Genomic DNA, 10,804 nt, shown 5'->3' on the forward strand with positions numbered 1-10,804 from the left:
TCAATAATGCGTCAAAGACGCGTCAGCGACTTGCTGACGCACGGTCCCGCGATGCTTGTGACCTGCAGCCGTTCCGAGTGCGGCATTCCGAGCCGGCGCCGCACGACTGCGGTCGTGACCGTGCGGTCTGAAGGAGATCAGATGAGCGTTCCCGAGAACCTGCTGCGGCAACCCCTGGTGTGGCGCCAGCCGGTGCTCGCCCCATTGCTCGCCGACCTGCAGGCCAACATCCTCAAGGGCCACGGTCGACCGCACGCCGAGCTGATGCTGCTGCGGTTCGATCCCGCGCGGCGCACGTCCATCCGTGCCGCGCTGGCCGCTCTCGAACTGACGTCGGCCACCCACCAGCTCGAAGATGCGGAGCGGCGACGCACGGACGCAAAGTTCGACGGAGGACCGGTGGTCCTGCTTTTCTTGACGGCGCGCGGCTACGACGCGCTCGGGGTGGCGTCAGCGCGAGTGCCAGGGGGCGCCGCCTTCACCGCCGGCATGGCTGCCCGGGAGGCGCTCGGGGACCCTTCTTCTCAAGATTGGGAGGACGGATATCGGGAAGGAGCGGACGCCATGCTCCTCGTGGCGGACGGCAGCCTGAAGGGGACCGCGGCCGCCGCCGCCAGCGCGATCGAGGCGCTGACGACCGCCGGAGCCCGGATCGCCGCACGCGAGACTGGCGCCGCCCTGTTCCGCGATGGAGCGGGCATCGAGCACTTCGGCTACGTGGACGGACGCAGCCAGCCGCTGATGCTGGACGACGAGGTGGTCCGCGAGCTGAACCAACAGGGCGAACCGTTCGTCTGGGATCCCCGCTTCGGTCCCCTCGACGTGGCTCTGGTGTCCGATCCCGGCGGAGCGGGGCCGAATAGCTACGGCTCGTTCCTCGTCTTCCGCAAGCTCGAGCAGGACGTGGCGGGCTTTAAGTCCGCGGAGGACGGGCTTGCGGACGCGCTGGACCTTATGGCGCCGGATGCGCGCGAACTCGCCGGCGCGCTCGTGGTCGGTCGATTCGAGGACGGCACGCCGGTGGTTGCCTCGAAGCGGGCGCTCGGCGCCGCGCACGTTGCGAACAACTTCGTCTACGACGGCGACCCGGGTGGCGCGCGCTGTCCCTTCCAGTCCCACATCCGCAAGACCAATCCGCGGGGAGGAACGGTGCCGCTGGGTGCGACGCTCGCCGACGAGCGGAGCCGTCTCATGCCGCGGCGCGGCATAAGCTACGGCGCGAGGGCGCCGGACCTCGGCGACCGGCCTGCGAAGGGGGTCGGCCTGCTTTTCATGGCCTACAATCGCGACATCGAACGGCAGTTCGAATTTACGCAGGCGGCGTGGGCGAACGACGACGCCTTCCCGTGCTCGGGAACGGGGCGGGATCCGGTGATCGGCAGCGGTGCCGCCGGCCATCTCTGGCCCAAGTCCTGGGACCACCCGGAGGCGGGAACGCTCGGTTCCGACTTCAGCAGCCACGTGACCCTGCTCGGCGGCGAGTATTTCTTCGCGCCGTCGCTGAGCTTCGTCGGCGGGCTGGCGCTCCGCCCCGATTAACGCGCCACGGCGCAGCGAAGGAGACCGACATGATCAAAGCCTGCACCAGATGCGGCATCTCCACCCTGGCGATGCTCGCGGGAGCCTGCACGACGCAGATCTCGACGCTTCCGGACGTCACCATGACCCTGCCGCAGGCGGCGTTGCCCGGGACGACCTACAACCTCCCGATGCTGCAGTATCGGATCGAGGTCACCCGCACGCTCTCGAATTGTCCAACGACCAGGCTGATCCCGGCTGCGGACGGCTCGTCCTCGCAGCGGGAGCTGTTCGTCGATCCGACGCTGACCTTCGACGTCAAGGTCGTCGCCACTTCGCAATACGTGCGCGGCGAGTCCTACGTGGTTGATTACCGCTCCCTGTCCAATCTCTTCAAGCAGACGGGATTCGGCTTCGCCAACTACCCGGAGACCGGCAACCTCAAGTCGATCAACGTGTCGGCGGACGACAGGACGGGAGACGTGCTGAAGGACGTGGCGTCCGTCGGGTTGACCGTCGCAGCGCTGGCTGGAGGCGGTCCTCTCGCGGGCGCCGCGATGGCGCCGGCGGTGCTCAGGGTCGGGGCGAGCGACACGGGGGGCGGAGGCGTGAAGGGCCTCGCCGCCAAGCCGGTCAAGCAGATCAACGCGGAGGACGACGCGGCACTCTACGAGCTCGCCGGCCGTGCGATCAAGCGGTCGACCTTCATCGACTGCGCGCAGTCGGCCCGCGAGGCCCTCGCAGCCCGCGAGAGCAGTGCGAAGGAGGTCAAGGCGGCGACGGCGGCCCTGACGGCGATCACCGCGCGGGTGCGCAACGGGACGCTAGTTGCCGGCGTCAGGGGTCTGTCCCCGACGGTGAAGGCCGGATATGCCGCCACGCTCGCCAAGGACCTGAGCGCGCTGGACCAGGCCCAGACCGTCCTTGAGGCGAAGACGCTGGCCAAGGGCAAGGCCGACGCGATGCTGCTCGAGACGAGCCCGCGTGTCTGGCCGGAACGGCTGTCGGATCGGGCTGGCCCGCTCAACGCCCCCGAGAAGGTGCGGGACGCATTCACCTCCCAGATGGGGGAGAGACCCGCGCAGGCGAGCCGCGTTCTTGACGTGCACGGCTTCGCGGTGCTCCTAGCCGCCTTCCGCGTTCGGCAGCCCGAACGCTTCGAGCGCCTCGCCGCCCGCTACGCATATCTCAGATCCTACCTCCTCCCGAACGGCGCCTCTCCGCCCAAACCGAGCGAGGGCCCGAGCGCGTGCAAACCGGGCGATCCCAGCCTCGACGTCTCCGCCTGCCTCACTGCTTCGCTACAGCTGGCGATGAGGCTCGACACCGTCGAGATGAACGGCGGAAGGTTCCTCGAAGGTGGATGCGCAGGTTTGGACCCGGAGTTTCCAACTCTTGATTGTCGGAAAATGCTAGAACTGCCGACGTCTGGCGTGTCGGGCGGGCGCGTGACGGGCGGTAGCGGGCGGTCGGCAACTCTCGGTTCGGAGGTAGTGGACGCTTGGGAGTTCCGGAACGGCGAGGCGGTGCCGAAAGGGGGCGTGTTCATCCGCCAGCCCGTGCGGGCGCGGCTGCTCGTGTGCCGCGGCGCGACCTGCGACGCGAACACGTCGGAGAACCTGCTCGTGGTCGATCCCAAGGCCGCGCCGACGTTCGCGCCGCAACTCGGCCAGCTCCGCTTCCTGCCTTTCAGGAACGTGGCGTTCCAGTCCAACGAGCTGGCGCTGGAGCTGGCCGCCGACGGCACCATCGCCAAGTTCGAGTATAGGGACAAGGCGGCGATCGCGGCCGGTATGGCCGCCACCGCCGCCGCGATCGCGAAGCAGGCGGATGACGATCGCACGAAGCGGCGGGACGAGGCAGCCAAGGCCCGGACGCAGGGGGTCGCCGATCTGCAGGCGGAGATCGATGCCCACGAGAAGGAGGCCAGGCTGATCGAGCTCCGGACGCCGAAGACCGCCGATCAGCTGGCGGCGGACCGGGAGATCGCGGACCTGAAAGCCAGGACGGCCCTGCTGGACGCTAAGTTCGCCAGGCAGAAGGCCCACAACGATCTGCTCACAGCGGGAGGGAGAGATGACTGACCATGCCGGATCACGCAGGATGGGAAAGGTGAGATGACCGAAGCGTCGAAGGTTGTTCCTCATGTCGGCGAGAATAAGGGAGACCTGGACAAGGGTGCCGCCCGGCTCCCGGTCTACACGCTAGTCGCAGCGGCCCTGCTCGCCGTCGCCTGGCTGATCGCCTCGTGGCTCATGTATGAGCGGTTCGTGCCGCCCGGTCAGCCCGAAGCGTGGGACCGGGCGCTCGTGCTCTACAATGGGCTGTCCGCCGTCGGCTTCACCGCGATCGGCGTGCTCCTGGGGACGCAAGTTCAGCAGGTGAACGTCGCGGCCGCGCGGCGGGAGGCCGCGTCTGCCAGGCAGGGCGAAGCCGAGGCCAAGTCGGGTGCGGCCGCGACCAAGGCCGGTGCGCGTGCGGCCGCTAAGGCGGCCGGCGCCGGAGACGACCGCGGCGGCGCCGGCGTAACCGATGCGAACGCGGCGCTCGTCCGCCTGGCGCTCGTCCGCAACCAGCTGATCGACATCCTGTAGGAGGGAAAGATGCAAATTCCGGCTTTCATGGGAGCGCCGCTGGCGCTGCGATCATCGGATCGTGGTGGAGCGCCGTCGGGGACCGAGCACGTCGTTCCGGGCTTCGAGCTGGTCTGCCAGGAGCAGACGAATTGGTGCTGGGCTGCGGTGACGCAGGCGGTCGAACGGCTGGATCACAACCCGGTCGAGCAGGCCGACATCGCCACCGACCACATCGCCCGAAGTCGACCCGACGAGGGTTGCGACGTGTTCGATCCGGCCGATGTCGAGGAGCGCGCCTGTGCGGAGGCCAGCTGCGATGCCCACTGCAACTCGCCCCATTCGCTCACCGCCATCCTTAACGAGCGTGGCCGTCTGCGGGAGAACAGCGGGCTGGGCCGCATTAGCTTCTCCGCCCTGAAGGCCGAGATCATGGCGGGTCGGCCGGTGCCGTGCCGCATCGCCTGGCAGACCGGCGGTGCGCACTTCGTCTGCGTCGCGGGGGTGTCGGACGGAGGAGCCGGCAAACGGTTCGTCCACGTCTACGACCCGCTGTTCCCGGGACTGGCCCAGGGGAGGGCCGACCGCTTGACCATGCGCTTCGACACGTTCCGGGACGGCTACGCCGACCGCACGGGCGAGAAGGTGCTGGGCGAGCAGAGCCACGCATATCTGGTAGGATGAGAGCCATGACGATCATGTCCAGAGCAACACCGGAGTCCGCCGACGCCTTCGTCGCGGACGAACTGCAGGCGGTCAGCCGTTCGCGCGGGCGCGGCGACTTCAACACGGCAGCCGCGGACGCGGGAGGAGGTGCCTCCGTGCCGACGGGGGCGGGTCTGCCGCTTTACGGCATGCCGCTCGCCGCTCTGACCGAGGCGGCGCTGAGCGACGGGTCCGATGCCGCGCTGGGCGAGGCGCGTCAGCTGGGCTGGAGATACCTCATCAGCGACGCGCGCGGCCCGAAGATCGTGGACATGCTGGACCAAGACGGTGGGAAGCCGGCGGCGATGGTCATCAAGGGATCGCTCGTGGACCGCTTCGGCAAGGCGGGCGCCCTGGCGGAGGAGGATGCCCCTGATCGACTGTTCGAGGCGCGCGTGCTCGATTTCGGTCGTCTGGGCATGAGCGAGCTGTGGCTGCACTGCGAGGACGGCCCCGACGTCTTCTACTCGCTCGCGACACCGGAGCCGTCTCGGCGCGAGGCCTCGGAGGTGCTCGGGGAGGCAGGCGACCGCGCGCGTCGGCAAGCGAGGCTCTCCGACGGTGGCGGTGGTAAGTCGAAGCGGCACCGGAAGGATGATCGCGGGGGGTGAGCGATGACGCCCGAAGTGAGCGCTGCCGGCGACCGCACCGCGGGGCGTTGGCAACCCGGCGATGCGCCTTGACTGCAAGCGTCGTCGCTAGAGCAGTTTTCGTGCGACGTGAATCGTTGAGGGATGCCCAAGCGGGTTGAAGTCTGATTCAGCCGTGTGTCCGGTGGCGGGAGGCCGGGCAGATGCCGCGCGCATGATGTTCGAGAATATAGCCTGCGACCGCCCCTCGACCGTCGCGGCGTTGAAACGGGCGGAACGTGCTCCGAAGTGGTCGACCGTGCTGCAGCCCGGCAGCAGCAGGAAACCAGCCATCGTCCTCGTCCGCCAGGCGTGCCGGAATGCGGTCGAACTGCGCCGCTTGAGAAACAGGCTTGTCATCGATCCCCCTCTCAGCCGATGCATCGGGCAATATAAAGCGCAGCTTAGTCCAACCGAGTCGACGGCTATTCATCGGGGGAAGAAGCGATCATGGTCAAGGGAACTGGTATTTTCCAAGTTGGCGACTTATTCGACCCGCTCGAAGATATGCCGGACGACGAAGGGCAGGTTATCGGGCTCGTCCGCCCTCACCCGGATCTTGACGACGTCTTCCAGATGGCCAGACTGGAATCGACGGAGGACTGGCACGACGTGCACGAGAATGACGTTGCGGGGTTCTCCCCGCTCCGGTCTAGCGGACCGGAAGGCGGGCCGAGGCTGGTGCGCATCTTCCTCCGGAGCGAGAAGCGGCACGCGCTGTCGGAGGTCGCGACCGACCGCGCGGGCGCGGTGGAGGGCGCCACTGAGGCTTTGCGGAGGAACGCCGCGACGAGTGTCCTCTTGGCCGGTGCGCAATACTGCTACTTCGACGCGAACGGACGATATGTCTGCATTCCGATCTGAGGTCCAGGCGGGACGCGCAGGGGTAAGCGGGTGGGGACCGGGTCTCGTCGCCGTGAAGGGGCCCTCGCCGCGCCTCGTGCGTGACCATTCCGCCGCGGCATCTCCGGCCGGCACGTGGGCTCGGTCCACGAGGCGGTCGCCACCCGCGTCGTCGACGTGGACGGGTCGGCCCCGGTCCACGCTCGCGGTGGCGCCACCGGACCCAACCCGAGGAGAGAGCCGGAGCGGGGGCCAAGGGCGCGCAACATCGGGAGTTCGCCTAAGCTGCTAGCATTGCCTTCACCTATCCTGCTTTCGCGTCTTTTATCTCGACGATCTGTCGCTCCACCGTGACCTCTACCTGATGGAAAAGGTCTGACTCGCTGAGTGGGAGGCCGAATATAGCAAGCTCGCCGAAGCCGAGAGCGATTCCGACGATGAGGGCGGTGACCCTTACAGCGTCGGCTACATCGCCGGGCGAGCGCGAGCGTCGTCTCAGCGGCGGGTGACCGCCGCGAGGTGATCGCGACTAGCGCTTGCGCGGGACCGCTGCGAGAAGACATGCCGGATCGACGCTTCGAGCGGTGCCACCAGATTGTCTGCAAAGGCGGCGCTTGGTCCGCCTCTCCCGGTCCGGAGCGCTCTCGGCCCGAGCTGGATGACGAGTGGCCGGTTTCGGGATCGCTCAGAACCAAGCTGAACGGCTGAGATTAGGGCGCTAACCGACCGTTGGATCAGTTATGAACGATTGCCCGAAGTCGGGAAGCAACAGGGGCAGTCCGGACGTCCGCTTCTGGGTCTCCGTGTAGATAGTCCGCGGGTAATTCAGCGTACTTCGGACCGCCACGTACAAACGCGGCCCTAAGGCCGGCCAGAGTTTGCATCCCAAGCAGCCAATGCCTGCGTGACCCCCGCATCGAGATCTTCGTGAGAGACGCCATCGCGAGCCTGAAGAGAAAGGCCGACCAAAAACCCGTCGAACAGCGTGGTCAGTCCGGCCGGATTGGTGTCGTGCCGCAGTGTGCCATCCTCGATCGCCGCGTCGACACAGGCCCGGATCGCCGCACGGTTCGCTACCCGCTCCGCTAGGGTCAGCGCTTGAACGGATTCGCCATCGACAGAGCAGATAGTGCTCGAGAGCGTGACCATGCAACCAGTCGGATGGGCAGGGTCGGTCTGCATCTCAGCTGACCGGCGCAATGCTTGCTCTATGCGCTGCCGCGGCGAAAGCCCCTCATCATGCAAGGCCAGCACCACCTTGCCATGCGTTGCGCGATAGTCTTCTAGAGCGGTCCGATACAGGGCTTCCTTGGACCCAAAGGCCGCGTAGAAGCTCGCTGACGAGATGCCGCCCATCGATTGGCGCAATTGCTCTAGCGACACGCCTTCGAAACCATGCTCCCAGAACAGGTGCATTGCCTGCCCGACTGCTTTGTCACGATCGAATCCTCGCGGGCGTCCGGTACGGGCCATGTCATCTTCCTTCGCTGACTTCTGGAGTAGTCGGTCCGGAAGTCGTTGACAACCAGTAGCGCATCATACACTTGTGGATCATTCAGTCCACAGGTGAGGTATTCTATGGCACATCCAATACCCGTACGCGTGGAAGGTGAGCGCGATACGCTGCCGATCGCTGCGCTTCTGGCGCTCGCCATGACCGGCTTTACGGCTATCCTGACGGAAACGCTGCCGGCCGGCTTGCTGCCCAGCATGTCGGAGGGACTTGGCGTTTCCCAAGCGCTCGCGGGGCAAACCGTCACTGCCTATGCCGTGGGTTCGCTGGTCGCCGCGATCCCATTGACGGCCTGGACGCAAGGATTGCGCCGCAAGCCGACGCTGCTGGCGGCAATCATTGGCTTCCTGATCTTCAACACGATCACCGCCATATCAGGTAATTACTGGCTGACCTTGGTCGTGCGCTTCCTGGCCGGTGTGGCGGCCGGCCTCGCCTGGGGTATTTTGGCAGGCTATGCGCGGCGGATGGTGATCGGCCCGCTCAAGGGCAAGGCGCTCGCGATCGCGATGGTCGGTACCCCCATCGCGCTCTCGCTCGGTGTACCAGCGGGCGCCTTTCTCGGCGCGACCGTGGGCTGGCGGGCGGCGTTCTTCGCGATGTCGGGAACGACGGTCTTGCTGATCGGCTGGGTGTTATGGGCAGTGCCCGACTTCGCCGGCCAGTCAGCGCACCGGCGGTTGTCGATTGGAGCCGTCTTCAGGACGCCCGGAATCCGCCCTATTCTCGCGACGATTTTCGCCTGGATGACCGCGCACAACATCCTCTATACCTATGTCGCGCCGTTCGCCGCGCTGTCGGGCCTGCAAGATCGGATTGATGTGCTGCTGCTCACCTTTGGCGTGGCAGCGCTTGTGGGTATCTGGGTGACGGGGCTGCTGGTGGACCGGATGTTGCGCCGTCTGGTGCTGGTCAGCCTGGTCACGTTCGTCTGCGTCGCGCTTGCCTTCATTCTGTTTGGTACGATCCCTGCGGTGGTGATCGCCGGTATCGTTGTCTGGGGGTTATCCTTCGGCGGTGCAGCAACCCAACTGCAGACGGCGTCTGCCGATGCTGCAGGTGACGGCGTCGACCTCGCCAATGCGATGATCACGACCGTCTGGAATAGCGCAATCGCCGCAGGCGGCATCGTCGGCGGCATCTTGCTCGATACGTCGGGTGCAGGCACCTTCTCGTGGGTCGTGCTCGCGCTTTCGCTGACCGCGCTCTGCATTGCTGTCAGCGCGGGTCGCCATGGTTTCAAACCCGGTGCGCGCTCGCCCGGGTGATCGAAGGCGCACGTTGTCTCGATGTATTTCGGGATCGAGCGTCAGGCGCGGGATTGGCGCAACCACGTACCGCGCTGAACCGCCATGTTCGGGCAATCTACGCCTGTCACATCCTCTTGGTGACCACCAGTGCAAGGTCGCAGGAGAGTGACATGATCACAAGACTTATGCCGGCCGCGGTTGCGTTCATTATGCTTGGCACGACCATTGCTGCCAATGCTCAACCCGGCGACCGCGGCTCCCGATATGAGCAGGCGGGTGACCGCGGCGAGATCCGTCGTGGTCGACCCGGCCGTGACCAGATCCGGCATCGCCCCGGTCGATACGGCGACCACGCGCGTCGGAACGACGACCGACGGTATCGCGGTCGATACTATAATGAAGGCCGCTATTATAATCAGCGGTACCGGCATCATGGCGGCTGGCGGTATCGCTAGAACGCATCGACGGTCTGCGCGAGATCACCCGTCCATCCGGCAATAACCGATTGGCCACGTGCCATCGAAGACCCGACCACGGATACCATCACGTTGGTCGACCACTCACAACCATGAGAGATCTTATGATTAAACTGAAAGTTAATGCCCGAGGGTTGCGCCGCCTTGCAATCGGGGCAACCATGATGGGTGCCGTTATGCTCGGCAGCGGGGCCACGGCCCAGAAGCGAAAGGATCAGGCGGCCTGCGCCAAGATGGGCGCTAGTCGCGGCTCGCCAGCCTATACCGGCTGCATGATGCAGCAACAGCGCCGACGCGGCCGGCAGAACTCGACTCTCATGGAGCAGCAACTGATGGCGCAGGAACTGGGCCGACCTGCCCGGGAGAAGCTCGCGGAGAAGCGGGCGCGCAGAGCCCGCGAAAAGGACCGCGCTGGTTACGAAGAGTAGGCCGGCATCCGGGGTGGCGTCGTGCCGGCCGTTCGACAACCATCCCACCCAGATCGGCTGGAGGATGGCGATTCCATTGACGTCGACAACGAGGTGCCCCGGTGCGGATTCTCCTGATCGAAGATGAGTTTGAATTTGCCGACACGCTGCGCGGTGCGCTTGAGCGCGAGCAGTTCATCGTCGATCATGCCGACCGGCTGGCGATGGCGCACGAGGTGACGCGCAGCTTTAGCTATGACCTCGTCCTACTCGACCGGACCTTGCCCGACGGGGACGGCCTCTCGATCATCCCGGCACTCCGCGCCGACAATCCCGGGCTGCCGATCATCGTGCTAAGCGCGAAAGGAGAAGTCCTGGACCGTGTCGCCGGACTCGACGAAGGGGCTGACGACTATCTCATCAAGCCGTTCGCGCTCGACGAGATGTTCGCGCGCATCCGTGCGATACGGCGTCGTCCGGCCGAACTGGGCGCCGACGAGGTTCGGGTCGGCGCACTGCTCTTCGATCTGACCAACGAGGAAGCGACCGTTCGGGGTGTCCGGGTCGACCTGGCCCGCCGGGAATTGCTGGTGCTCGGATCGCTCGTGAAGCGACGCGGCAGGACCGTCCAGCGCGAAGCGCTCGAACAGGCGGTCTATGGGTTCGACGATGATATCCAATCCAATACACTCGATTCCCATGTTTCGCGGCTTCGACGAAAACTTTTCGAAGCCGGGGCGGAGGTCGAAATTCACGCGATCAGGGGCGTCGGCTACCTTTTACGCGCGCTGTCATGACGGCACGGCAATCGCGATCACTGAAACGGCCCTTGATCGTTCAGCCGCTGATTTTTCAATTTGTAACGCTGTTCATATCGTTCTGGGTTTGCC

General features: G+C 65.9%; 11 protein-coding genes. 9 read left to right on the forward strand and 2 right to left on the reverse strand.

Annotated features, from left to right (window positions below; all coding sequences use genetic code 11):
* Window positions 1-141: 141 nt before the first annotated feature.
* The 5 genes from IFT71_RS00065 to IFT71_RS00085 are packed head-to-tail and all read left to right on the forward strand — an operon-like array spanning window position 142 to window position 5,407.
* Window positions 142-1,539: a Dyp-type peroxidase gene (locus IFT71_RS00065; protein ID WP_192138709.1), complete on the forward strand. Its 1,398-nt coding sequence runs from the start codon at window positions 142-144 to the stop codon at window positions 1,537-1,539.
* A 29-nt stretch (window positions 1,540-1,568) separates the two neighbouring features.
* The gene (locus tag IFT71_RS00070; RefSeq protein ID WP_192138710.1) at window positions 1,569-3,602 is read left to right on the forward strand and encodes a hypothetical protein; all 2,034 of its coding nucleotides are present in this window, start codon (window positions 1,569-1,571) and stop codon (window positions 3,600-3,602) included.
* Between the two features lie 33 nt (window positions 3,603-3,635).
* Window positions 3,636-4,112 (forward strand): hypothetical protein, encoded by a 477-nt coding sequence (locus IFT71_RS00075; RefSeq protein WP_192070845.1) that lies wholly within the window; start codon window positions 3,636-3,638, stop codon window positions 4,110-4,112.
* A 9-nt stretch (window positions 4,113-4,121) separates the two neighbouring features.
* Complete coding sequence (locus IFT71_RS00080) at window positions 4,122-4,775, forward strand: papain-like cysteine protease family protein (protein ID WP_192138711.1); 654 nt, start codon at window positions 4,122-4,124, stop codon at window positions 4,773-4,775.
* Window positions 4,776-4,780: 5 nt separating this feature from the next.
* On the forward strand, window positions 4,781-5,407 hold the full coding sequence (locus tag IFT71_RS00085; RefSeq protein ID WP_192070847.1) for a hypothetical protein: 627 nt from the start codon (window positions 4,781-4,783) through the stop codon (window positions 5,405-5,407).
* Between the two features lie 87 nt (window positions 5,408-5,494).
* Here IFT71_RS00085 and IFT71_RS00090 read toward each other — a convergent pair whose 3' ends face one another.
* Window positions 5,495-5,785 (reverse strand): hypothetical protein, encoded by a 291-nt coding sequence (locus IFT71_RS00090; RefSeq protein WP_192138712.1) that lies wholly within the window; start codon window positions 5,783-5,785, stop codon window positions 5,495-5,497.
* Between the two features lie 90 nt (window positions 5,786-5,875).
* On the opposite strand from IFT71_RS00090, the gene IFT71_RS00095 reads away from it, so the two are divergent.
* Window positions 5,876-6,289: a hypothetical protein gene (locus IFT71_RS00095; protein WP_192070849.1), complete on the forward strand. Its 414-nt coding sequence runs from the start codon at window positions 5,876-5,878 to the stop codon at window positions 6,287-6,289.
* Window positions 6,290-7,129: 840 nt separating this feature from the next.
* On the opposite strand, the gene IFT71_RS00100 is transcribed toward IFT71_RS00095, so the two are convergent.
* On the reverse strand, window positions 7,130-7,741 hold the full coding sequence (locus tag IFT71_RS00100; RefSeq protein WP_192138713.1) for a TetR/AcrR family transcriptional regulator: 612 nt from the start codon (window positions 7,739-7,741) through the stop codon (window positions 7,130-7,132).
* 129 nt (window positions 7,742-7,870) lie between these two features.
* Here IFT71_RS00100 and IFT71_RS00105 point away from each other — a divergent pair, with 129 nt between their 5' ends.
* The 3 genes from IFT71_RS00105 (at window position 7,871) to IFT71_RS00115 (ending at window position 10,711) form a co-directional block, all read left to right on the forward strand.
* Window positions 7,871-9,049 carry an MFS transporter gene (locus tag IFT71_RS00105; protein WP_342212552.1) on the forward strand — a complete coding sequence of 393 codons (1,179 nt, stop codon included), beginning with the start codon at window positions 7,871-7,873 and terminating at the stop codon, window positions 9,047-9,049.
* A gap of 562 nt (window positions 9,050-9,611) precedes the next feature.
* Window positions 9,612-9,935, forward strand: a complete 324-nt coding sequence (locus IFT71_RS00110; RefSeq protein WP_192138715.1) for a hypothetical protein — start codon at window positions 9,612-9,614, stop codon at window positions 9,933-9,935.
* 101 nt (window positions 9,936-10,036) lie between these two features.
* Window positions 10,037-10,711, forward strand: coding sequence for a response regulator (locus IFT71_RS00115; protein ID WP_192138716.1), 675 nt, complete (start codon window positions 10,037-10,039; stop codon window positions 10,709-10,711).
* Window positions 10,712-10,804 lie beyond the last annotated feature (93 nt).

This window comes from Sphingomonas sp. CFBP 13733, assembly GCF_014841795.1.
Taxonomy (GTDB): Bacteria; Pseudomonadota; Alphaproteobacteria; order Sphingomonadales; family Sphingomonadaceae; genus Sphingomonas; species Sphingomonas aerolata.

Excerpts from the sequence above, each read along its gene's own strand:
- IFT71_RS00095 (WP_192070849.1), top strand. The coding sequence starts at position 5,876 with ATGGTCAAGGGAACTGGTATTTTCCAAGTTGGCGACTTATTCGACCCG.
- IFT71_RS00110 (WP_192138715.1), top strand. The coding sequence starts at position 9,612 with ATGATTAAACTGAAAGTTAATGCCCGAGGGTTGCGCCGCCTTGCAATC.
- IFT71_RS00075 (WP_192070845.1), top strand. The coding sequence starts at position 3,636 with ATGACCGAAGCGTCGAAGGTTGTTCCTCATGTCGGCGAGAATAAGGGA.
- IFT71_RS00070 (WP_192138710.1), top strand. The coding sequence starts at position 1,569 with ATGATCAAAGCCTGCACCAGATGCGGCATCTCCACCCTGGCGATGCTC.
- IFT71_RS00080 (WP_192138711.1), top strand. The coding sequence starts at position 4,122 with ATGCAAATTCCGGCTTTCATGGGAGCGCCGCTGGCGCTGCGATCATCG.
- IFT71_RS00100 (WP_192138713.1), bottom strand. The coding sequence starts at position 7,741 with ATGGCCCGTACCGGACGCCCGCGAGGATTCGATCGTGACAAAGCAGTC.
- IFT71_RS00085 (WP_192070847.1), top strand. The coding sequence starts at position 4,781 with ATGACGATCATGTCCAGAGCAACACCGGAGTCCGCCGACGCCTTCGTC.
- IFT71_RS00090 (WP_192138712.1), bottom strand. The coding sequence starts at position 5,785 with ATGACAAGCCTGTTTCTCAAGCGGCGCAGTTCGACCGCATTCCGGCAC.
- IFT71_RS00065 (WP_192138709.1), top strand. The coding sequence starts at position 142 with ATGAGCGTTCCCGAGAACCTGCTGCGGCAACCCCTGGTGTGGCGCCAG.